The organism is Pedococcus sp. P2_F6, from assembly GCF_056403675.1.
Genome location: NZ_JBFUEZ010000003.1, coordinates 744,210 through 766,894 on the forward strand (window position 1 = coordinate 744,210; position 22,685 = coordinate 766,894).

Sequence of the window (22,685 nt, forward strand, 5' to 3'; positions counted from 1 at the left end):
TACGGTCATGGCAGGCGCGGTGCAGAGCTCCGGGAAGGGGTCGGGCGTGACGGCAGAGGTGGTCCTTCGAGCGAGGCGTGCCGTGGTCGGCGGGGCCGAGGTCGCAGTGGCGGTCTCGCTCGCGGGCGGGCGGATCGTCGCGGTCGACCCCTACGACACCGAGGTGCCCGGCGCCCGCGTGGTCGAGCTGGCCGACGACGAGGTGCTGCTGCCCGGCCTCGTCGACGCCCACGTCCACGTGAACGAGCCGGGGCGCACGGACTGGGAGGGGTTCGCCAGCGCCACCCGCGCCGCCGCTGCCGGTGGTGTCACGACGATCATCGACATGCCCCTGAACTCCATCCCGCCCACCGTCACCGTGGCCGCCCTCGAGGAGAAGCGGGCGGTCGCCCGCGACCAGGCCTACGTCGACGTGGGCTTCTGGGGTGGTGCCGTGCCCGGCAACCTGCCCGACCTGCGACCGCTCCACGAGGCCGGCGTCTTCGGCTTCAAGTGCTTCCTGCTCCACTCCGGCGTCGACGAGTTCCCCCACCTGTCGGCGTCCGAGCTGCGCGAGGCGCTCGCGGAGACGGCCACCTTCGACGGGCTCGTCATCGTGCACGCCGAGGACGAGCAGACCATCGAGTCCGCACCGCAGTCGCACGGCCAGGGGTATGCCGGGTTCCTGGGTTCGCGTCCCAAGGAGGCCGAGGAGCGGGCCATCGCGCAGGTCATCGACGCGACCCGCGAGACCGGCGGGCGGGCGCACATCCTGCACCTCTCCGACGCCGACGCGATCCCGTTGATCGCCAAGGCCCAGGCCGAGGGGCTGCGGCTCTCGGTGGAGACCTGCCCCCACTACCTCACCCTCGACGCCGAGGAGATCCCCGACGGCGCAACGCAGTTCAAGTGCTGCCCGCCGATCCGCGAGCACGACAACCGCGACCGGCTCTGGGCCGGCCTGGAGGACGGCGTCATCCGCACGGTCGTGTCCGACCACTCGCCCTGCACCGAGGACCTCAAGCGGTTCGACTCAGGCGACTTCGGTGAGGCCTGGGGCGGTATCGCCGGTCTCCAGCTCGGCCTGCCCGCCGTGTGGACCGAGGCCCGGCAACGCGGGCACTCGCTCGCCGACGTCGTGCGCTGGATGGGGGAGGGGCCTGCTGACCAGGTCGGGCTCACCGACCGCGGGCGGATCGCGGTCGGCGCGCCGGCCGACCTCGTCGTCTTCGCCCCCGACGAGTCGTTCACCGTCGACGTCGCCTCCCTGCGGCACAAGAACCCCGTGTCGGCGTATGCCGGCCGCACGCTCACCGGGGCGGTGCGCCAGACCTGGCTGCACGGCATACCGGTCGACATCGAGGCCGACCCCCGCGGTCGGCTCCTGACGAGAGGACAGCGATGACCACGCCCCGCCACGCGACCACTTCCTACTACGCCCCCGCCGGGGGTCTGCCGCCGCAGACCCAGCTGACGACGGACCGCGCGGTGTTCACCGAGGCGTACGCCGTCCTGCCGCGCGGGACGATGACCGACATCGTCACGAGCAACCTGCCGTTCTGGGACGCCACCCGGCTCTGGGTGATCGCCCGGCCGTTGTCCGGCTTCGCGGAGACGTTCTCGCAGTACATCGTCGAGGTCTCGCCGGGCGGTGGCTCCGACAAGCCCGAGCTCGACCCGGGTGCCGAGGGGGTGCTCTTCGTGGTGGCGGGCGGGCTGACGCTGACCCTCGGGGACCAGTCGCACGAGCTGGCGGCCGGCGGCTACGCCTTCATCCCGCCGGGTCAGGAGTGGACGCTGCACAACCGCGGCGACGTCGTGGCGACCTTCCACTGGATCCGCAAGGCCTACCAGGTCGTGGAGGGTGTCGAGGTGCCCGAGGCGTTCGTGACGAACGAGGGCGACGTCGAGGGAGGGGAGATGCCTGGCACCAACGGGGTGTGGACCACCCAGCGGTTCGTCGACCCGACCGACGTGCGGCACGACATGCACGTCAACATCGTCAACTTCGAGCCGGGCGGGGCGATCCCGTTCCCGGAGACCCACGTGATGGAGCACGGCCTCTACGTCCTCGAGGGCAAGGCGGTCTACCTGCTCAACAACGACTGGGTCGAGGTGCAGGAAGGCGACTTCATGTGGCTGCGCGCCTTCTGCCCGCAGGCCTGTTACGCCGGGGGCCCCGGTCGGTTCCGCTACCTGCTCTACAAGGACGTCAACCGGCACGCAGTCCTCTCCCGCCAGTTCGTGTAGCTCACGATCTGGCGGCCAGGGCCACGGTGGGCATGATGGTCCGGTGACGGGTGGAGGTGGAGCATGACGCAGCCACGGCGACAGTCGGGCATCGTCAGCCTGCTCACCCGGGAGGACGCCTACGTCTCCGGACCCCAGGTGCTCTCCGAGCTGCGCCGCGTGATCGCCTCCGGCGCGGTGCCCCCCGGCAGCCCGATCCCGCTCGACGACGTGGCGGCCTTCTTCGGCGTGAGCCTGATCCCCGTGCGCGAGGCCCTCAAGACCTTGCTCGGTGAGGGCCTGCTGGAGCACCAGCCAAGGCTCGGCTACACCGTCACCGCCCTCTCGCAGGCCGAGCTCGACGAGCTCTACGTGGTGCGCGGTGCCCTCGAGGCGGCTGCCCTCGAGGCGGCGGTGCGCCAGTCCGCACCGGCTGACCACGCGCGCGCCACGGCGATCCACGACGCCCTCGACCGGGCCGTCGCCGCCGACGATGCCGCGGCGTTCCAACGCGCCAGCCGCGAGTTCCACGAGGCGCTCCTGGCCCCGTGCCGGATGCCCCGGCTGCTGCACATGCTCGACATCGCCTGGAACCTCACCGAGCCCGTCCAGACCATGATGCGCACGACCGAGCAGGACCGGGCAGGCATGCGCGAGGACCACCAGCGGATGCTCGACGCCTTCGTCGCCCGCGACGCCGAGACCCTCAAGGCTGTCGCCGAGGCCCACCACGACCGGCTCACGGCATGCATCGCCCGCATCGGCGGCTGACCAGCCTTTTCTCGCCCCGATCCGGCGCCGGTCGAACCCGCCCGGGGGCGCCTGGATATACCCAGATATACGGTTCAAAGCCTTCTGTCCCAACGGATCCGCTCCTAGCGTTCTCCGCAAGCATCCGCGATCACGCGGTGGACAAAGGAGTCCGGATGAGCACCACCGAAAAGCCCTTCGAGACCGAGGAAGCGGCCGCTGCGGCCGGGTTCGCGACCCACCACGGGGAGCACGACCACGGCGCCGGCGCCGGTCTGATCAAGCCGTCGTACGACGAGCGCCTGACCAACGAGGACCTCGCGCCGCTCAAGGAGCAGACCTGGTCCTGGTACAACATCTTCGCGTTCTGGATGTCCGACGTGCACAGCGTCGGCGGCTACATCACGGCCGGCAGCCTGTTCGCCCTCGGCCTGACGAGCTGGCAGGTGTTCGTGTGCCTCATCGTCGGCATCACGATCGTGCTCTTCTTCTGCAACTTGGTCGCCAAGCCCAGCCAGCGCACCGGCGTCCCCTACCCGGTGATCTGCCGGTCGGTGTTCGGGGTGCTCGGCGCCAACATTCCCGCCATTATCCGAGGGCTCATCGCGGTGGCCTGGTACGGCATCCAGACCTACCTCGCCTCGGCGTCGCTGGACATCCTGCTGGTTCGCATGTGGCCAGGGCTCGAGCCGTACGCCGACGTGAGCCAGCACGGGTTCCTCGGCCTCTCGACCCTCGGCTACGCGACCTTCGCCCTGCTCTGGGTTGCGCAGGCGGCGGTCTTCTGGACCGGCATGAACACGATCCGCAAGTTCATCGACTTCGCCGGACCGGCCGTCTACGTCGTGATGATCGCGCTGTGCGTCTACCTGCTGTCCAAGGCCGGCTGGAGCGTCAACCTCAACCTGTCCGACCACGAGCTCTCCGGCGGCAAGGTCGTCACGACGATGCTGGCGGCGACGGCGCTGGTCGTGTCCTACTTCTCCGGCCCGATGCTCAACTTCGGTGACTTCTCGCGCTACGGCCGCACCTTCCAGGCCGTGAAGAAGGGCAACTTCTGGGGCCTGCCGGTCAACTTCGTCTTCTTCTCGCTGCTGACCGTCCTCACCGCCGCGGCCACCCTGCCGGTCTACGGCGAGCTGATCACCGACCCGGTGTCGACCGTCGGCCACATCGACAACACCTTCGCCCTCGTCCTCGCGGCGCTGACCTTCACCACGGCCACGATCGGCATCAACATCGTCGCCAACTTCGTCTCTCCGGCCTTCGACTTCTCCAACGTCAGCCCGCAGAAGATCAGCTGGCGGATGGGCGGCATGATCGCCGCGGTCGGTTCGGTCCTGCTCACGCCGTGGAACCTCTACAACAGCCCCGAGACGATCCACTACACGCTCGACACCCTGGGTGCCTTCATCGGCCCGCTGTTCGGGGTCCTCATCGCCCACTACTACGTCGTGCACAAGCAGCGGGTCTGCGTCGACGACCTGTTCACCCTCGACGAGTCCGGCGCCTACCACTACAAGCGTGGCTACAACCCGCCCGCGATCTGGGCGACCGCGATCGCTGCAGCCGGCGCCCTTTCGGCCGTGTTCATCCCTGGCATCAACCGGTTCGACGACTACTCCTGGTTCATCGGCTGCGGTCTGGGCTTCGCGGCATACGCGCTCCTCGCTCCGCGGATGGGTGTCAGCGACAGCCCCCTCGACGCGAAGACGTGCGTGAAGTGACTGTCCACCTCACCGTCGTCAACCCGAACACGACGGCGTCGATGACCGCGCTGATCGAGGCGGAGGCGCGGCGGGTGGCCGGCCCAGACGCGATCATCACGGCCCGCACTCCGTCGATGGGACCGGCGTCGATCGAGAGCCACTACGACGAGGCGCTCGCGGTGCCGGGGCTGCTCGAGATCATCCGCGAGGACCAGCAGGCGGACGCGTTCGTCCTGGCCTGCTTCGGAGACCCCGGTCTGGACGCCGCTCGGGAGGCGGCGTCCAGGCCGGTGATCGGCATCGCCGAGGCGGCGATGAAGACGGCTTCCCTGCTGGGGCGGAGCTTCTCGGTCGTCACCACGATGAGCCGCACGGTGGGGCGCGCGTGGGACCTCACCCGCACCTATGGCCTGGAGCGTCAGTGCGCGGGCGTGCACGCGTGCGACATCCCGGTGCTCGAGCTGGAAGAGGACCGCGACCGGACGTATGCCGTGATCCTCGCCTTCGCGAAGAACGCCGTGGCGGCTGACGGCTCGGACGCGATCGTGCTCGGGTGCGCCGGGATGGCGGGCCTGCCCGAGCTGCTCACCGAACAGCTGGGGGTGCCGGTCGTCGACGGCGTCGCAGCGGGGACGCTGCTCGCCGAGAGCGTGGTGCGGCTCGGGTTGCGCCCCTCCACGCACGGCGAGCTCGCGCCGCCGCCGCCGAAGGCCTACGCCGGAGTGCTGCAGGGGTTCGGCCGCGCCTGAGTTGTGCCTTCCCGCGGCGCCTCCCCCCGAAGGCGGGCACGTGTTGCGCGCAGGTCGTCACGGGTGGGCGGAAATGGGGGTCCGGTGACCACCTGGCGGCAACAAGTCCCGGCGGTGGGGACGTGTTGCGCGCAGATCGTCGCGGGTGGGCGGAAATGGGGGGCCTGTGACCACCTGGCGGCAACAAGTCCCGACGGCGGGCACGTGTTGCGCGCAGATCGTCACGCGTGGGCGGAAATGGGGGTCCGGTGACCACCTGGCGGCAACAAGTCCCGAAGGCGGGCACGTTCGTCCAGCGCGCGGAATGGTCGGCCGAAACCCTTGATTCAACAGTTTGTTGAGGCCTATCCTGCTCGGGAACCAACGACAGGGCCGTCGTTCGGCATGGATAACCGGCGGACCCACTCCTGTCAGCAACCATGCCCCCAGGTGGCGACGCCTGGGGGATGATGGTCCCCAAGGATTGGGGCGACGGGAGTCACCATGGCGTCAACCAACACTCACGCTGTTGAAGAGCACAGTGTCACGGTCAACGGTGCGCCCAGCGCGCTCGACGGCACCGACCCGAGCACCACGGCCCTCGACTGGCTCCGGGCCCAGGGCCTGACCGGTGCCAAGGAGGGCTGCGCCGAGGGAGAGTGCGGCGCCTGCTCGATCATGGTGGCCCGACCCACCGAGGGGTCCTGCACCCAGTGGACCGCCATCAACGCGTGCCTCGTCCCGGTCGCGGCGCTCGACGGCCAGGAGGTCGTCACCTCAGAGGGACTCGGCCGCCCCGACGCCCTCCACCCGGTGCAGCGTGAGATGGCTGTCCGCGGCGGGTCCCAGTGCGGCTACTGCACGCCGGGGTTCATCTGCAGCATGGCCGCCGAGTACTACCGCGAGGGTCGGTGTGCCACCGCTGCGGCCGCTCCGGACCCGTCGCAGAACGGCCACGAGCGTGCAACCGAGGCTGCCCAGGGCCACACAGCGAACGACCCGGGTGCCGCTCCCGACCACGAACACGGACCCAACGGCTTCGACCTGCACGCACTCTCGGGCAACCTGTGCCGCTGCACCGGCTACCGACCCATCCGCGACGCCGCCTACGCCCTCGGCGAGCCCGCCGCCGACGACCCGTATGCCGCGCGGCTGGCTGCCGCGCCCCCCGCCGCCCGCGCCACGCGGCTCGACGGCCCCACCGGGACCTACGCCCGCCCCGGCGACCTCTCCGAGGCGCTGGCCCTGCTGTCCGAGCACCCCGACGCCGTCCTGGTGGCCGGCTCCACCGACTGGGGCGTCGAGGTCAACCTCCGTGGTTCGCGGACCCCCTTCGCGATCGGCATCGACCGGCTGCCGGAGCTGCGGACGCTCGAACTCGGTGACGACGCGGTGGAGATCGGTGCCGCCCTCAGCCTGAGCGAGGTGGAGCGGGGGCTCGCCGGACGAGTCCCGTTGCTGGACAAGATGTTCCCGCAGTTCGCCTCGCGCCTGATCCGCAACGGCGCGACCATCGGCGGCAACCTCGGCACGGGGTCGCCCATCGGTGACACGCCTCCTGCCCTGCTCGCCCTCGAGGCGACGGTGCTGCTCGCCTCGACCGACGGGGAGCGCGAGGTGCCCCTGGCCGACTACTTCACGGGCTACCGCCAGACGCTCAAGCGAGAGGGCGAGCTGATCCGCGCCGTGCGGATCCCGCTGCCGCTCAGCGAGGTCACGGCCTTCCACAAGATCGCCAAGCGACGGTTCGACGACATCTCCAGCGTCGCCGTCGGCTTCGCGCTCGACCTCCGCGACGGCGTCGTCGTCAAGGCGCGGATCGGCCTCGGTGGCGTGGCCGCCACCCCCATCCGCGCGCTGGCCACCGAGGCTGCCCTCGAGGGTCGGGCGTGGAGCGCCGAGGTCGCCCGCGAGGCTGCGGACGTGATGCGCGGCGAAGGCACGCCGATGGACGACCACCGGGCCAGCGCGGCATACCGCACGGCGACGCTGGGCACCGCCCTCCTCAAGCTGCACGCCGAGACCGCGACCCAACAGGAGGTCGGAGCATGAGCGCCCTGTCCGAACGCCCAGCCAATCCCGTTGTCGGCCAAGAGATCCCGCACGAGGCGGCATCGCTGCACGTGACGGGAGAGGCGCTGTACACCGACGACCTCGCGGTCCGTACGCACGGGATCCTGCACGCCCACCCGGTGCAGGCGCCGCACGCCCATGCCCGCGTCACCCGCCTCGACACGGCGCCGGCGCTGGAGGTCCCGGGCGTCGTGCGCGTCCTCACCGCCGACGACGTCCCGGGCGTCAACGATGCCGGGGTCAAGCACGACGAGCCGCTGTTCCCGTCGGAGGTCATGTTCTTCGGTCACGCGGTGTGCTGGGTGCTCGGCGAGACCCTGGAAGCCGCACGGCTGGGCTCGCTCGCGGTCGAGGTCGACTACGAGCCGCTGCCGTCCCTGGTGACCGTCCACGAGGCGATCGAGGCCGGGAGCTTCCAGGGCGGGCAGCCGCACATGGAGCGCGGCGACATCGAGGCAGGGTTCGCCGGAGCGGCCCACGTCTACAGCGGCGAGTTCGAGTTCGCGGGGCAGGAGCACTTCTACCTCGAGACGCACTGCTCGATCGCCCTCGTGGACGAGAACGGGCAGATCTTCGTCCAGAGCTCGACGCAGCACCCGACCGAGACGCAGGACATCGTCGCGCACGTGCTCGGGCTGCCGAGTCACGCGGTCACCGTCCAGTGCCTGCGGATGGGTGGCGGCTTCGGGGGCAAGGAGATGCAGCCCCACGGGTATGCCGCGATCGCGGCCCTCGGCGCGACGCTCACCGGCCGCCCGGTGCGGCTGCGGCTCAACCGCACGCAGGACATGACCATGTCGGGCAAGCGGCACGGGTTCCACGCCCAGTGGCGGGTTGCCTTCGACGACAACGGAATGCTGCAGGCGCTCGACGCCACGCTGACTTCCGACGGTGGGTGGAGCCTCGACCTCTCCGAGCCCGTGCTGGCCCGGGCCCTGTGCCACATCGACAACGCCTACTGGATCCCCAACGTGCGGGTGAACGGCCGGATCGCCAAGACCCACAAGACCAGCCAGACCGCGTTCCGTGGCTTCGGCGGCCCACAGGGGATGCTCGTCATCGAGGACATCCTTGGCCGATGCGCCCCCCAGCTGGGCATCGACCCGATCGAGCTGCGGTCACGCAACTTCTACGTCGACGGTCAGTCCACTCCCTACGGCCAGCCGGTCCGCCACCCCGAGCGGGTCGCGACCTGCTGGGAGCAGGTGCTCACCACCGGTGACATCGCGGCGCGCAAGGCCGAGATCGCGGCATACAACGCCTCGCACGAGCACTCCAAGCGTGCCCTGGCGATGACGCCGGTGAAGTTCGGCATCTCGTTCAACTTCACCTCGTTCAACCAGGCCGGCGCGCTCGTCCACGTCTACAAGGACGGGTCGGTGCTCATCACCCACGGTGGCACCGAGATGGGTCAGGGCCTGCACACGAAGATGCTCCAGGTCGCGGCCACCACGCTGGGGGTGCCGCTGTCGACCGTCCGGCTCGCACCGACGCGCACCGACAAGGTGCCGAACACGTCAGCGACGGCCGCCAGCTCCGGTGCCGACCTCAACGGTGGCGCGGTCAAGGACGCCTGCGAGCAGATCATCGAGCGGCTGCGGGCTGTTGCCGCCGGACGACTCGGGGCGCACCCGGCCGACGTGCGGTTCAGCGACGGGCACGTGGGCAAGGTCGGCGGCGGCGCCACCGTGCCGTGGGCGGACCTCGTCAACCAGGCCTACTTCCAACGGATCCAGCTCTGGGCTGCGGGCTTCTACCGCACCGAGGGGCTGCACTGGGACTCCTCCGCGATGCACGGGTCGCCCTTCAAGTACTTCTCCTACGGCGTGGCGGCGAGCGAGGTCGAGGTCGACGAGTTCACCGGCGCCTACCGGTTGCGGCGCGTCGACATCGTGCACGACGTGGGCGACTCCCTCTCGCCCCTGGTGGACATCGGCCAGGTCGAGGGTGCGTTCGTCCAGGGTGCCGGCTGGCTGACGCTTGAGGACCTGCGCTGGGACGAGTCGGACCGGCCGTCCCGTGGTCGGTTGGCCACCCAGGCGGCGAGCACCTACAAGCTCCCGAGCTTCTCCGAGATGCCCGAGGTCTTCAACGTGGCGCTGCTCGAGCGCGCCCACGAGGACGGCGCCGTCTACGGCTCGAAGGCGGTCGGTGAGCCGCCGCTGATGCTGGCGTTCTCGGTGCGTGAGGCGCTGCGCGAGGCTGCAGCCGCCTTCGGTCCGGCCGGAACGTCGGTCGACCTCGCGTCCCCGGCGACCCCGGAGGCAGTCTTCTGGGCCGTTCGGGAGGCCCGGGGCGGCGCGGAGCCGCCCCACATGACTGCGATGGTCGAGGGTGCGCCGGGCGTGGTCCCCGACCAGCCCGACCCCGACGCCGCACCCCTGCGGCCGCGTTCCGAGCAGGCCGCCCAGCCGGCCAGGGCGGGGACGTGACCGTGGAGTGGCTCTCGGCCGTCGAGCGCCTGCGTCGCGAGCGCCGGCCGGGCGTCCTCGTCACGCTGACCTCGGTGCGCGGACACTCGCCGCGTGAGGCCGGGGCCAAGATGGTCGTCGGCGTGGGTGCCACCTGGGGCAGCATCGGCGGCGGCAACCTCGAGGCCACCGCGGTCGCCCGCGCCCGCACGATGCTCGCCGAGTCCGTGGCCGTCCCTGAGCAGATCTCGTTGTCCCTCAACGACAAGGCGCCCGCAGAACATGGTCAGCAGTGCTGCGGTGGCGAGGTGCAGGTCCTCCTCGAGCCGCTCGCGGTGGTGCCGGCGGTCGCGATCTTCGGGATCGGCCACGTCGGGCTCGAGCTCGCCCGGATCCTCGCCCGTCACGACCTCGAGCTCCACCTCGTCGACTCGCGCGCCGACCAGCTCGGACACGACCGGCTCGACGTCCTCGACGACTCGACGGCCAGGGTCCACGTCCACCACGCCCCCGTCCCCGAGCTGGTCCTGGGCCAGGTGCCCCACGGCACGCATGTCCTCGTCATGACCCACGACCACGCGGAGGACGCGGCTCTGTGCGACGGCGCCCTGCGGTGCGAGCACCTCGGCTCGATCGGGCTCATCGGCTCGTCGGCCAAGTGGTCCCGCTTTCGCCAACGCCTTGCGGCAGAAGGACATTCGGACGCCGATCTCGCGCGCATCCAGACCCCGATCGGTGTCGCCGACCTCACCGGCAAGGACCCGGCGACCATCGCCCTGAGTGTCGCCGCCGACCTCGTGAGGGTGTTCGAGTCCGAGTCCTCGCGAGTGCCTCGATGACGCTCTTCCGGGCCACTGTGCTCGACACCCCCGACGACCCCTTCACCGGTGGCGCCCTGCGCGCCCAGGACGACTGCGGCCTGCTCGTCGAGGGCGGGGTGATCGTGGCTCGCGGTGCCTTCGCGACCCTGCGCGCCGAGCACCCCGACGAGGACGTCCTCGACCTGCGCGAGGGGATGGTCCTGCCCGGGTTGGTCGACACCCACGTCCACTTCCCGCAGGTGCGCGTCATCGGCGGGCTGGGCATGCCCCTGCTCGACTGGCTCGACCAGTGCGCGCTGCCGGAGGAGATGCGGCTGGCCGACGTGGACATGGCGCGTGGCGTGGCCAGGGACTTCGTCACCGGGCTCGTCGACGCCGGCACCACCACTGCCCTCGTGTTCGGGTCGCACTTCGCCTCGGCGGTCGACGTCATGTTCGAAGCCGCTGACCTCTGGGGGCTGCGGGTCACGACGGGCCTGGTCACCTCCGACCGGATCCTCCCCGAGCCGCTGCTCACCACCCCCGACCGGGCGTACCAGGAGTCGCGCGACCTCGCCTCGCGCTGGCACGGCAAGGGCCGCCTCCGGTATGCCGTGACGCCGCGCTTCTCCCTGTCGGCCAGCGACGCGATCCTCGAGTCCTGTGCCGCGACGTTCGGCGAGGTCGACGGGGCCTGGTTCACCTCGCACGTCAACGAGAACACCGCCGAGGTGAAGGAGGTCGCCGGGCTGTTCGACGGCGCGTCCTACGTCGACACCTATGACAAGCACGGGCTCGTGACCCCACGGTCCGTGCTGGCCCACAACGTCCACCCGACCGATCCCGAGCTCGCGACCCTGGCGGCGCGCGGAGCCTCGGTCGCGCACTGCCCGACGAGCAACTCAGCCCTCGGCAGCGGGCTGTTCCCGCTGCGCCGGCACGTCGAGGCCGGCGTACGGGTGGCGATGGGCTCGGACGTCGGTGCCGGCACGGGATTCTCGATGCTCAAGGAGGGTCTGCAGGCCTACTTCATGCAGCGCCTGCTCGGCGACTCGGGCCTGCCCCTCACGTCGGCGCACCTGCTCTGGCTGTGCACCGCCGCCGGTGCCCGTGCACTGGGCCTCGAGCACGAGGTGGGAGACCTGTCGGTGGGCAAGCAGTTCGACGCGATCTGGCTGCTGCCGGAGGCCGGCGACCCGCTCGCCGTCGGGCTCGGCAACGCCAAGTCGGCCGACGACGCGCTCTCGAAGGTGTTCGCGCTCGGCACGACGTCCGACATCGGCGGTGTCTGGGTCGGAGGTGACCAGATCGCCGCCGGTCGCTGGCGGATGCCCCGCCGCACCTGACAGGGCTACATCGAACCGGTCAGGAGGCGCGCTCGGCCTTCAGGACCTCGGCGTAGGCCGGGAGCGTCAGGAAGTCGGGGAAGTCGGGGTCGAGCGCGCACTCGACGAACAACCTGCGCGCCGTCTCCAACGCACCCCGCGCGGTCTCGTCGTCGCCCACGGCGTCGACCAGGGCGGCATACTCGCTCTCCACGACCTCGTCGACGAGCTCTCGGGTGACGGTCTCGCCGGACGCGAGGGTGGCGCCCGAGTTGAGCCACTGCCAGATCTGGCTGCGTGAGATCTCGGCGGTCGCGGCATCCTCCATCAGGTTGTGGATCGCGACCGCGCCGTTGCCGAGCAGCCACGCCTGGAGGTACTGGATGCCGACGGAGACGTTGCCCCGCAAGCCATCCAGCGTCCGGTCGCCCGGGGTGGAGGACGCATCCAGCAGGTCCGCGCCGGTGACCGAGACGTCGTCGCGCCGCTTGTCGAGCTGGTTGGACGAGTCGCCGAGGACGTCGGTGAAGATCTCCTTGCACAGCTCGACCATGCCCGGGTGTGCGACCCACGAGCCGTCGAAGCCCGCGCCGACCTCACGCTCCTTGTCGGCTCGCACCTTGGCAAACGCCGCCTCGTTGACCGACGGGTCCTTGCTGGGGATGAACGCCGCCATGCCACCGATCGCGAACGCCCCGCGCTTGTGGCAGGTCTGCACGAGCAGGTCGCTGTAGGCCTTCATCATCGGCGCGTTCATCGTCACGGCGTTGCGGTCGGGCAGGGTGAACGACGGCCCCGAGTCCCGGAAGTACTTGATGATCGAGAACAGGTAGTCCCACCGACCGGCGTTGAGCCCGGCGGCGTGGTCGCGCAGCTCGTAGAGGATCTCGTCCATCTCGAAGGCCGCGGGGATCGTCTCGATGAGCACCGTCGCACGCACCGTGCCGTGGGGGATGCCGAGCGACTCCTGCGCGAAGGTGAAGACGTCGTTCCAGAGCCGTGCCTCGAGGTGCGACTCCATCTTGGGCAGATAGAAGTAGGGGCCACTTCCGCGCGCCAGGAGCTCGGCGGCGTTGTGGAAGAAGTAGAGGCCGAAGTCGACCAGGGCGCCGACCAGCGGCCGTCCGTCGAGGGTGAGGTGCTCCTCGTCGAAGTGCCAGCCGCGCGGGCGCGGCACGATGACGGGTATGCCGCCCGGGTCCTTGAGCTCGTAGTGCTTGCCGTTGGGGGCGGTGAGCTCAATGGTGCGGCGGACCGCGTCGTAGAGGCTGACCTGGCCGCCGATCACGTTGTCCCAGTGGGGCGTGTTGGCGTCCTCGAGGTCGGCGAGCCACACCTTGGCGCCGGAGTTGAGGGCGTTGATCGCCATCTTGCGCTCGGTCGGGCCGGTGATCTCCACGCGACGGTCGGCGAAGTCGGCCGGGGCCGACGCCACCGTCCAGTCGCCCTCGCGCACCTCGCGCGTCTCGTCGAGGAAGTCCAGTCGTCCGGTCCTCGACACCTCTGCCCGGCGTGAGCGTCGTGCCTCGAGCAGCTCGTCCCGACGGTCACCGAACCTCGACTGCAGCTCCGCGAGGAAGGCCAAGGCCTCGGGGCTCAGGATCTCCGAGCTCCGCTCGACGTCGTGGGGGGCGTCGACGACGACGGTGGGCACGGGCTGCATGGTGGGCGTGGTGGGCTGGGACATGCGCATCCTCGGGAGAAGTCGGTGGTGTCGCGTGCCGCGGTGGCGGCTCACAGACTACGATTGTTCCATGATACGAAATCTTCTTCTCATTCGGGAAGGACTGGGGAGAGATATATGAGCACCCAACCGACCGTCGAGGACGCGGCGACGCCCGCGAAGACAGGCGGTGGCGTCCAGTCGCTCGAGCGCGCGTTCGCGATCCTCGAGACGATGGCCGACGCCGGCGGCGTGATCAGCCTGTCGCAGCTCGCGAACGACGCGCAGCTGCCACTGCCCACGATCCACCGCCTCGTGCGGACCCTCGTCGACCTCGGGTACGTGCGCCAGGAGGCCTCCCGCCAGTACTCCCTCGGCCCGCGCCTGATCCGGCTGGGGGAGACGACGTCCCGGATGGTGAGCCGGTGGGCGCGGCCGCACATGGAGCGACTCGCCCACGAGCTCGGCGAGTCGGTCAACCTCGCGATGCTCGACGGCGACCAGGTGGTCTACATCGGCCAGGTGATGGCCAGCCGCAACTCCATGCGGATGTTCACCGAGGTCGGTCGTCGCGTGCTGCCGCACTCCACCGGCGTCGGCAAGGCGATCATGGCCGACATGGACCCCGAGGCCGTGCGGGCCATCCTCGCGCGCACGGGCATGCCGGCGCGCACCGAGCACACCATCACCGATCCCGAGGCGTTCGCGGCCGAGCTGGGTCGCACCCGTGAGCGCGGCTACGCGCTCGACGAGGGGGAGCAGGAGGTCGGCGTCCGCTGCGTGGCCGTCGCCATCCCCGGCTCACCCCAGCCGTTGGCGCTGTCCGTGTCCGGCCCGCTGCCGCGCATGACGGACGCGTTCATCGAGAGTGCGACGACGCCGATGCACGCTGTCGCGGCAGCGATCTCGGCCGAGATGCGGGGCGCAACCGTCTAGCGCGTCAGCATCGGGCGAACGGTTGCCCTCCGTGATGTGAACATTGGTGCCAGACGCCGGTTTCCGCGCTCGGGGCCCCCGAGCGTTCGGCACGCTGGAGTCATGGCCTACGGCACGGAGTCCATCCCGCTCGCCCTCGCCCACCGCGGGGGTGCCGCCCTCGCCCCGGAGAACACCGTCGCCGCGTTCGCCCTCGCGTCGGCCCTGGGGGTGCGATACCTCGAGACCGACGTGCGACTGACCGCCGACGGCGCGCTGGTCTGCTTCCACGACTCGACCCTCGACCGCGTGACGGACGCACGCGGGCCGCTCGCGCGGCATACCCTCGCGTCGTTGCGTGGGGTGCGGGTGGCTGGGCGAGAGCCGATCCCGACCCTGGCCGACGCGCTCGAAGCCTTCCCCGATGCCAACTTCACCGTCGACCTGAAGGACCAGGCGGCGATCGGTCCCTTGGGGAAGCTGTTGCAGCACAGTGACTTCCGAGACAGGGTCTGCGTGGCCGGAGCCTGGGACGGTTGGCTCGATGTCGTCCGGGCCGAGGCGCCCGGAGTGCGGACCGCCCTGGGCTGGCGCTCCCTGGCCGCGGTGGTCACCACGGCCCATGCCGGTATGCCGCCCGCTCGCCGCTTCGCGACAGCCGAGTTCGCGCACGTGCCGCTCAAGCTCGGGCGGGTGCCGGTCTTCGTCGAACGGTTGGTGACGGGGGCGCACGGGATCGGCGTGAAGGTCGTGGTGTGGACCGTCAACGACCAGCCGTCGATGGTGCGGCTGCTCGACGCCGGCGTCGACGGGATCATCACCGACCGACCCGATCTGCTGCGCGAGGTGCTGGTGGCTCGCGACCAGTGGCTGCCCATGGGCGACATCAGGTCGCGGATCGTCCGGAACCCGCAATAGCCTGCGCGACATGGCTATCGCGCGCTTTCCCACCATCGTCCTCGACTGCCCCGATGCCGAAGCCCTGGCGACCTTCTACGGCACCATGCTCGACTGGTCCGTCAAGAACGAGGGCGACTGGTTCGAGATCCGTGCCGACTACGGGCAGTGCATCTGCTTCCAGCAGGTCGACGACTACCGGGCTCCCGTCTGGCCCGGCCAGGACGTCCCCCAGCAGATGCACCTCGACGTGGTGGTCGAGGACCTCGACACCGGCGAGGCCGACGTGGTCGCGCTCGGTGCGACCAAGCACGACCACCAGCCGGGGACGACCTTCCGGGTCTTCCTCGACCCGGCCGGCCACCCGTTCTGCCTCTGCACCAGCTGATACCACAAGAGACAGGTATGCCGCGGACGCCAGGTGGGTCCGCGGCATACCGAAATGCAGTGGTGCGGTAGGGAAGTCGTCAGTCCTCCTTGCCGGAGCTCATGCCTTCCTTGATCAGGCCCATGACCGACGAGTCGGCCAGGGTAGTGACGTCGCCGACCTCGCGGTTCTCGGCGACGTCGCGCAGCAGCCGTCGCATGATCTTGCCCGACCTCGTCTTGGGCAGCTCTGACACGACCATGATCGAGCGGGGCTTGGCGATCGGGCCGATCTCCTTGGCCACGTGGTTGCGCAGCTCCTGCACCGTCTCGTCACCGTGGTCCTCGGATCCGCCGCGCAGGATGACGAACGCCACCACGGCCTGACCGGTCGTCTCGTCGGTCGCGCCCACGACGGCGGCCTCGGCCACCGACGGGTGCGACACGAGAGCCGACTCGATCTCGGCGGTCGACAGCCGGTGGCCCGACACGTTCATGACGTCGTCGACGCGGCCGAGCAGCCAGATGTTGTTGTTGGCGTCGTACTTCGCGCCGTCCCCGGCGAAGTAGTACTTCGGCCCGAACCGCGACCAGTAGGTCTCCTTGTAGCGCTCCGGGTCACCCCAGATGCCCCGCAGCATGCCCGGCCACGGCTTGGTCAGCACGAGGTAGCCCACCGCCTCGGGGTCGTGCAGCGGCTGGCCTTCGTCGTCGAGGATCTCGGCGCTGATGCCGGGGATCGGTCGCTGCGCCGAACCGGGTTCGAGGCTCGTGACTCCCGGCAGCGGGCTGATCATGATGCCGCCGGTCTCGGTCTGCCACCACGTGTCGACGATGGGGCAGTGGCCGCCACCGATGTTCTTGCGGTACCACAGCCACGCCTCGGGGTTGATCGGCTCACCGACCGAGCCGAGCAGCCGCAGTGACGACAGGTCGAACTTCGCGGGGATGTCGTCGCCCCACTTCATGAAGGTCCGGATCGCGGTGGGCGCGGTGTAGAGGATCGTCACGCCGTACTTCTGAACGATCTCCCACCAGCGGCCCTGGTGCGGGGTGTCCGGCGTGCCCTCGTAGATCACCTGGGTCGCGCCGTTGGCCAGCGGTCCGTAGACGATGTAGGAGTGGCCGGTCACCCAGCCGATGTCGGCCGTGCACCAGTAGACATCCGTCTCCGGGTGCACGTCGTGCACGACCGAGTTCGTGTATGCCGCCTGGGTCAGGTAGCCGCCCGTGGTGTGGAAGATGCCCTTCGGCTTCCCCGTGGTCCCCGACGTGTAGAGGATGAAGAGCGGGTGCTCGCTGTCGTGGGCGACCGCCTCGTGCTGGTCGCTCGCGGAGTCGACGACGTCGTGCCACCAGACGTCGCGGTCGTCGTTCCACTCGACCTCGTCCTTGGTGCGTTGCACGACCAGGACCTTCTCGACGGTTGTCTCGCCCTCGACGGCGGCGTCGACGGCGGGCTTGAGCGGGGCGGACTTGCCTCGGCGGAACTGGCCGTCAGCGGTGATCACCAGCTTGGCCTCGGCGTCGGCGATGCGGGTGCGCAGGGCGTCGGCCGAGAACCCGCCGAACACCACCGAGTGCGGGGCGCCGATGCGCGCGCACGCGAGCATCGCCGCCACTGCCTCGGGGATCATCGGCAGGTAGATCGCCACGCGATCGCCCTTCGAAACCCCAAGGGACTCAAGGGCATTGGCGGCCTTGGCCACGTCACGCTGCAGCTCGGCATACGTGATGGTGCGGGAGTCCCCGCCCTCTCCCTCGAAGTGGATGGCGACGCGGTCGCCGTTGCCCGCCTCCACGTGCCGGTCGACACAGTTGTAGGCCGCGTTGACCTCACCGCCGACGTACCACTTGGCGAACGGCGCACCGCTCCAGTCGAGGGTCTGGTCGAAGTCCTTGGCCCACGTGAGACGCTGCCGGGCCTGGTCGGCCCAGAAGCCCTCGAAGTCCTCGTCCGCCGCGTCGTAGAGGTCCGCCTGGCCGTTGGCCTGGGCGGCGAACTCGGGGCTGGGAGACAGATCCCGACCCTCGGTCTGGCTCGTGGACAAGGTGTCGGACACGGTGGTTCCTCCTGGCGGCGTTGGCAGGCGACGTCGTCGGCAGATCCGGCGTCGCAGTCGCGGTGACACCCCAAGCCAACCCGCATCCGGGCCGCGCATCAAGGGGAGTGGTCGCGTTGATCGATCGACGGACGTTGGGAGCGGCAAGCGGCTAGCCTCTGGTGGCGTGAGCACCGCGAGGAACTCCACCTCTGACGCCGGTTCCGAGACCGCAACGCCCAGCACGCTCGAGCGTGGCAGGGCTGTGGCTGGCCGCGTCTGGCCAGAGGTGGCCATGCTGCTGGCAGCTCTCCTGTGGTGGCCGGTCGGCTTCTGGGGTCTGACGTCGTGGTTCCACCTGCCGCTGAGGGCCATCAACGGCGACGTCGTCCTGCTGGGGGCGACCGCGGCCGCTGCGTCGGTCTCGCTGCTCGTGCGCTCCCCGTGGCCACGCTTCGTCATCGTCGTGCTGTTCAGCGTGCTCGCCTGGCTCCTCTCCGCGCCCTCCACTGACGAGTACCCCGACGAACGCCAGGTCCTGGTGATCCTGCTGGTGGCGGCGGCCCTCGGCGGCATCGTGCTCGGCATCCGCGGGCACAGTGGGCCACTGGGAGCGGCCACGGTGCTCGCCGTCGTGGCGGGGCTGTCGCCGGCCACCTGGCCGCACGGGCTGCTGCTGGCGGTGGCCCTGGCCCTGCCGTTCGCGGTGGCGACCTTGCAGCGCGTCGCGCCAACCCTGCTCAGCGTCGCCCGGATCCTGTTGACGTGGCTGGTCTTCTCTCTGCTGGCCCGGTCGCTGAGCCATGGCTGGGACGTGCTCCACCCGCGCATGAACGTCGGGTCCAAGCGCGGGGAGCTGCGCCTGGTCGCCGAGTCGTCATGGGACTTCCTCCGAACGCAGTGGTGGAGCTACTCGGAGTCCCTGGTGCGGTCCACGAGCGGCTGGCTCCTCGTAGCCCTCGTGCTGGCGGTGCTGGTCGCAGCGACGCGGGCGCTGCTCGGCGGCTTGCGTCGCCGGACAACGCCCGCGCGGGATGTCCACACCGACGAGACGTCCCCTACCAGCGGTGGGCCACGTCGATGACGAGCCTGCTGCCGGTGGCGTCGTGGATCGTGAAGGCCCGGAACGGCAGCCGTGCCCTGACGCCCAGGCCCATCGACGTCTGACCCTCGAACGTCCCGGCCCACGCGACCTGCCGGAACGTCGTGTAGCCGGTGACGTTGACCAGCTCGCGCTGGTTGGCGGGCTGGTAGCTCGCGGTGCCCGTCGAGGTGTACGCCGGTGCCCGTGTGACGACGAGGAGCTTGGCGCCACCCCGCAGCGGCACGACCGCGCCCTGGCCCTCGGTGAAGACGTTGGACACGTACTTCACCGTGTAGCCGGGAGCCTTGCCCTTGACGTCGATCACCAGTCGGTCGAAGCAGGTGTGCCGTCCCGCCCTGACGTTCGTGAGCGGGCCGGGGACCATGGTGGAGGAGTTCTTGGCGAGCGAACCCCAGGTGAGCCCGCAGTAGGGTGCGGCCTCTGCGGAGGTGGTGGCGGCAACGACGGGGACAACGCCGGCCGCCAGGGCGATGACGAGCGACCGGATGGCCAGTCGCGTGGAGCTGTGCTTCGTGATGTTCATGGTGTCCTCCCTTCGGACACACCACTGACGCGGTCCGCGGCCCGGTGGTTGACCCGGCATACCAAATGGCAACGGTGCCGCGCCCCCTGTTCGGGGACGCGGCACCGTGGTGATCCCTGTGCCGGGTGGTCGACCTAGTGCGCGACCGCCTTCTCGGCGCCGTGACCGGTGAGGGAGCGAACCTCCATCTCGGCGTACTTGGCTGCGTTGTACTCCTTGCTCGTCACGGTGCCCAACCAGCCCAGGATGAAGGCCAGCGGGATCGAGACGATGCCGGGGTTGTCGAGCGGGAACCAGTGGAAGTCCACGGTCGGGTCCGTGATCATCGACGGGCTCGTCGTGAGCGGCGCGACCGGCGGTTTGCCCGAGACCACTGGGCTGAAGACGATCAGCGTCAGCGCGGTGATGAGGCCACCGTAGATCGACCACAACGCGCCTCGGGTGTTGAACCGCTTCCAGAACAACGAGTACAGGATCGTCGGCAGGTTCGCCGAGGCCGCGATGGCGAAGGCGAGGGCGACGAGGAAGGCGATGTTCTGGCCGTTGGCGAGTATCCCGCCGAGGATCGCGAGGATGCCGATGACGACCGCGGTGATGCGGGCGACCCGGACCTCGTCCTCCGCAGAGGCGGTGCCTTCCTTGATGACCGAGTTGTAGATGTCGTGCGACAGGCTCGCGCTCGCCGTGATCGTCAGACCGGCGACGACCGCGAGGATGGTCGCAAACGCCACGGCCGAGATGAGGCCGAGCAGCAGCTCACCGCCGAGCTCGTAGGCCAGCAGTGGCGCGGCCGAGTTGGCCTTGCCGGGAGCCGCCGCGATGGCCTTGGGCCCGACGAGTGCGGCGGCGCCGTACCCGAGGACGAGGGTAAAGAGGTAGAAGATGCCGATCAGCCAGATCGCCCACTCGACCGACTTGCGGGCCTCCTTCGACGAGGGCACGGTGTAGAACCGCATCAGCACGTGCGGCAGGCCTGCGGTGCCGAGCACCAGGGCCAGCGACAGCGAGATGAAGTCGAGCTTGGTCAGGCCGCTCTTCCCGTACTGCAGCCCGGGATCGAGGACCTTCTTGCCTCCGGACTTCGTCACGGCCTCACCGAGCAGGTGGGAGAGGTTGAGCCCGAACCTGCTCAGCACCCAGACGAACATCACGGCGGCGCCGATGATGAGCAGCACGGCCTTGATGATCTGGACCCAGGTGGTGCCCTTCATGCCGCCGATGAGTACGTAGGCGATCATGATGACCCCCACGACGGCGATGACGACGGACTGGCCGCTCTTCTTGTCGATGCCCAGCAGCAGTGCCACCAGACCGCCCGCCCCGGCCATCTGCGCGAGCAGGTAGAAGAAGCAGACCGCGAGGGTGGAGATCGCCGCAGCCATTCGGACCGGCCGCTGCTTGAGGCGGAACGACAGGACGTCGGCCATCGTGTACTTGCCCGCGTTGCGCAGCAGCTCGGCGACCAGGAGCAGTGCGACGAGCCACGCGACGAGGAAGCCGATCGAGTAGAGGAAGCCGTCGTAGCCGTTGAGGGCGATGGCCCCGGCGATGCCGAGGAAGCTGGCCGCCGACAGGTAGTCGCCCGCGATCGCGATGCCGTTCTGCCGTCCGGTGAAAGCACGACCACCGGCGTAGAAGTCGGCCGCGCTGCGGTTGTTCTTCGACGCCCGGATGACGATCGCGAGAGTGATCAGGACGAAGACGCCGAAGATCGTGATGTTGAGCGCCGGGCTGCCGACGTTCGTGGCGGCGGGGGCGAGGCTGGTAATGGTGGGCGCGCTCATCGGTGGTCCTCCCCGATCGTGGTGGCGAGTGCGGCGGCGCGCGGGTCGAACTCACGGTCGGCCCAGCGCACGTAGAGGATCGTGATGACGAAGGTCGACACGAACTGACCGAGCCCGAGGATCAGGCCGACGTTGATGTTGCCGAACACCTTGTGGCCCATGAACACCGGCGCGTAGACCGACAGCAGCACGTAGAGGAAGTACCACGCCAGGAACAGCGCGGTCATGGGGAAGACGAACCTGCGGAACCGGGACCTCAGGTCCGCGAACTCCTCGGACCCTTGCAGGTCCACAAAGGGGTCGTGCTCCGTGCGAGCGTCGTTGCTCACGGGACACCTCCTGTGGTGGCGCGGGCCGGTCCCGCGATCGTCGCCACTGTGCCGCTGCGAGCCCCTGAGCAGCAGGTATGCCGCGTGGTCGCGCGCCGTGCGGAGTCTGCGCTCGCCGGGTGGCAGGGGGTGCTGCGCCGAACGGTCGCCGTCGAGCGCCGAGCGGCGAGTCTCGCCGCAGCTGGTGGACCATCTGTGATGGTGTCACGAGTGATACCATAACATCATGGCCATGACGCTGAGACTGACTGAGGACGAGCACGAGGCCCTGCGCCGACGCGCCAAGGCGGAGGGTCGTTCGATGCAGGAGGTTGCTCGCGACGCCGTGTCGAGCTATCTCGAGCAGGCCGGCCGGCGACAGATCGTCGACGCGGTCCTCGACCGCGAACTGGTCCGCTACGCCGACGCGATCGAGCGACTCGGCCAGTGATCCTGCTGACCTTCGATGACGTCCTGCACATCGCGGAGCGCGTCCTGGGTGAGGTGCAGGTGCGTGACGCCGGCCTCCTCCAGAGTGCCGTGGCCCGCCCGGCTACGACCGTCTTCGGCGAGGATGCCTACCCGACGCTCCACGAGAAGGCAGCGGCCCTGCTCCAGTCGATGGTCGACAACCATCCTCTCGTCGACGGCAACAAGAGACTGGGCTTCGTCTCCATGCTGGCCTTCTACGGCGCCAACGGCCTGCAGCTCCGGCTCACCAATGACGCGGCCTACGACCTCGTGATGGCGGTGGCTACGGGGGAGCACGCCGAGATCTCCGACATCGCCCAACGACTCGAGCAGGCCACCGAGGCCTGGTCTCGCGACCGCTAGCTGTACTGACCGGACAGGTTGGTCAAGCGGGTGATGGGTGGCTTGTTCCCGCAGGCGGTGTGGGGTCGGTGGTGGTTGTACTCGTGGATCCATGCTGACAGGGCGGCTCGTCGCTCGGCTTCGGATTCGTAGCAGCGGGCGTAGCCCCACCCGTCGGCCAGGGTGCGGTGGAAGCGCTCGATCTTGCCGTTGGTCTGTGGGCGGTAGGGGCGGGTCTTGCTGACCTTGATGCCCAGCTCGCCGC

General features: G+C 69.8%; 21 protein-coding genes. 15 read left to right on the forward strand and 6 right to left on the reverse strand.

Annotated features, from left to right (window positions below; genetic code table 11):
• Positions 1–7 precede the first annotated feature (7 nt).
• The 9 genes from allB (at position 8) to AC1DWP_RS11540 (ending at position 12,025) form a co-directional block, all read left to right on the forward strand.
• Positions 8–1,384: an allantoinase AllB gene (gene allB, locus AC1DWP_RS11500; RefSeq protein ID WP_477614586.1), complete on the forward strand. Its 1,377-nt coding sequence runs from the start codon at positions 8–10 to the stop codon at positions 1,382–1,384.
• Positions 1,381–2,229 carry a bifunctional allantoicase/(S)-ureidoglycine aminohydrolase gene (locus AC1DWP_RS11505; RefSeq protein WP_477614587.1) on the forward strand — a complete coding sequence of 283 codons (849 nt, stop codon included), beginning with the start codon at positions 1,381–1,383 and terminating at the stop codon, positions 2,227–2,229. The genes allB and AC1DWP_RS11505 overlap by 4 nt, the downstream gene beginning before the upstream one ends.
• 63 nt (positions 2,230–2,292) lie before the next feature.
• Entirely contained in the window at positions 2,293–2,979 is a 687-nt protein-coding gene (locus tag AC1DWP_RS11510; RefSeq protein ID WP_477614588.1) for a GntR family transcriptional regulator, read from the forward strand.
• Between the two features lie 155 nt (positions 2,980–3,134).
• Entirely contained in the window at positions 3,135–4,685 is a 1,551-nt protein-coding gene (locus AC1DWP_RS11515) for an NCS1 family nucleobase:cation symporter-1 (protein WP_477614589.1), read from the forward strand.
• Entirely contained in the window at positions 4,673–5,416 is a 744-nt protein-coding gene (locus AC1DWP_RS11520) for an aspartate/glutamate racemase family protein (RefSeq protein WP_477614590.1), read from the forward strand. Before AC1DWP_RS11515 ends, AC1DWP_RS11520 begins: the two co-directional genes overlap by 13 nt.
• 483 nt (positions 5,417–5,899) lie before the next feature.
• On the forward strand, positions 5,900–7,447 hold the full coding sequence (locus AC1DWP_RS11525; RefSeq protein ID WP_477614591.1) for a xanthine dehydrogenase small subunit: 1,548 nt from the start codon (positions 5,900–5,902) through the stop codon (positions 7,445–7,447).
• Positions 7,444–9,900, forward strand: coding sequence for a xanthine dehydrogenase molybdopterin binding subunit (gene xdhB / locus AC1DWP_RS11530; RefSeq protein ID WP_477614592.1), 2,457 nt, complete (start codon positions 7,444–7,446; stop codon positions 9,898–9,900). The genes AC1DWP_RS11525 and xdhB overlap by 4 nt, the downstream gene beginning before the upstream one ends.
• A 2-nt stretch (positions 9,901–9,902) precedes the next feature.
• Positions 9,903–10,718: a xanthine dehydrogenase accessory protein XdhC gene (xdhC, locus tag AC1DWP_RS11535; RefSeq protein WP_477614629.1), complete on the forward strand. Its 816-nt coding sequence runs from the start codon at positions 9,903–9,905 to the stop codon at positions 10,716–10,718.
• A complete protein-coding gene (locus AC1DWP_RS11540) occupies positions 10,715–12,025 on the forward strand; it encodes a guanine deaminase (RefSeq protein ID WP_477614593.1) in 1,311 nt (436 codons plus the stop codon). The genes xdhC and AC1DWP_RS11540 overlap by 4 nt, the downstream gene beginning before the upstream one ends.
• Positions 12,026–12,044: 19 nt before the next feature.
• Here the strand turns inward: AC1DWP_RS11540 and aceB are convergent, their stop codons facing one another.
• A complete protein-coding gene (gene aceB, locus AC1DWP_RS11545; protein ID WP_477614630.1) occupies positions 12,045–13,667 on the reverse strand; it encodes a malate synthase A in 1,623 nt (540 codons plus the stop codon).
• A 138-nt stretch (positions 13,668–13,805) separates the two neighbouring features.
• Between aceB and AC1DWP_RS11550 the strand changes: the two genes are divergently transcribed.
• The 3 genes from AC1DWP_RS11550 to AC1DWP_RS11560 all read left to right on the forward strand — a co-directional run bounded on the left by AC1DWP_RS11550 (position 13,806) and on the right by AC1DWP_RS11560 (position 15,867).
• Positions 13,806–14,603, forward strand: coding sequence for an IclR family transcriptional regulator (locus AC1DWP_RS11550; RefSeq protein ID WP_477614594.1), 798 nt, complete (start codon positions 13,806–13,808; stop codon positions 14,601–14,603).
• A 102-nt stretch (positions 14,604–14,705) separates the two neighbouring features.
• Positions 14,706–15,500, forward strand: coding sequence for a glycerophosphodiester phosphodiesterase family protein (locus AC1DWP_RS11555; RefSeq protein WP_477614595.1), 795 nt, complete (start codon positions 14,706–14,708; stop codon positions 15,498–15,500).
• 10 nt (positions 15,501–15,510) lie between these two features.
• Entirely contained in the window at positions 15,511–15,867 is a 357-nt protein-coding gene (locus AC1DWP_RS11560; protein ID WP_477614596.1) for a VOC family protein, read from the forward strand.
• A gap of 79 nt (positions 15,868–15,946) precedes the next feature.
• On the opposite strand, the gene acs is transcribed toward AC1DWP_RS11560, so the two are convergent.
• Positions 15,947–17,908 (reverse strand): acetate--CoA ligase, encoded by a 1,962-nt coding sequence (gene acs / locus AC1DWP_RS11565; protein WP_477614597.1) that lies wholly within the window; start codon positions 17,906–17,908, stop codon positions 15,947–15,949.
• A 166-nt stretch (positions 17,909–18,074) separates the two neighbouring features.
• Between acs and AC1DWP_RS11570 the strand changes: the two genes are divergently transcribed.
• On the forward strand, positions 18,075–18,971 hold the full coding sequence (locus tag AC1DWP_RS11570; RefSeq protein WP_477614598.1) for a hypothetical protein: 897 nt from the start codon (positions 18,075–18,077) through the stop codon (positions 18,969–18,971).
• Here AC1DWP_RS11570 and AC1DWP_RS11575 read toward each other — a convergent pair.
• The 3 genes from AC1DWP_RS11575 to AC1DWP_RS11585 form a co-directional block, all read right to left on the reverse strand.
• Positions 18,946–19,515 (reverse strand): AMIN-like domain-containing (lipo)protein, encoded by a 570-nt coding sequence (locus AC1DWP_RS11575; RefSeq protein WP_477614599.1) that lies wholly within the window; start codon positions 19,513–19,515, stop codon positions 18,946–18,948. The two genes, AC1DWP_RS11570 and AC1DWP_RS11575, sit on opposite strands and share 26 nt — an antisense overlap.
• A 134-nt stretch (positions 19,516–19,649) precedes the next feature.
• Positions 19,650–21,299, reverse strand: a complete 1,650-nt coding sequence (locus AC1DWP_RS11580; RefSeq protein WP_477614600.1) for a solute symporter family protein — start codon at positions 21,297–21,299, stop codon at positions 19,650–19,652.
• Positions 21,296–21,628 carry a DUF485 domain-containing protein gene (locus AC1DWP_RS11585; RefSeq protein WP_477614601.1) on the reverse strand — a complete coding sequence of 111 codons (333 nt, stop codon included), beginning with the start codon at positions 21,626–21,628 and terminating at the stop codon, positions 21,296–21,298. Before AC1DWP_RS11585 ends, AC1DWP_RS11580 begins: the two co-directional genes overlap by 4 nt.
• A 232-nt stretch (positions 21,629–21,860) precedes the next feature.
• On the opposite strand from AC1DWP_RS11585, the gene AC1DWP_RS11590 reads away from it, so the two are divergent.
• The gene (locus AC1DWP_RS11590) at positions 21,861–22,058 is read left to right on the forward strand and encodes a FitA-like ribbon-helix-helix domain-containing protein (protein WP_477614602.1); all 198 of its coding nucleotides are present in this window, start codon (positions 21,861–21,863) and stop codon (positions 22,056–22,058) included.
• Entirely contained in the window at positions 22,055–22,441 is a 387-nt protein-coding gene (locus AC1DWP_RS11595; RefSeq protein WP_477614603.1) for a type II toxin-antitoxin system death-on-curing family toxin, read from the forward strand. Before AC1DWP_RS11590 ends, AC1DWP_RS11595 begins: the two co-directional genes overlap by 4 nt.
• Here the strand turns inward: AC1DWP_RS11595 and AC1DWP_RS11600 are convergent.
• Positions 22,438–22,685: integrase core domain-containing protein (locus tag AC1DWP_RS11600; RefSeq protein ID WP_477613441.1), on the reverse strand; the 248-nt coding region annotated here is incomplete at its 5' end. The genes AC1DWP_RS11595 and AC1DWP_RS11600 overlap by 4 nt on opposite strands.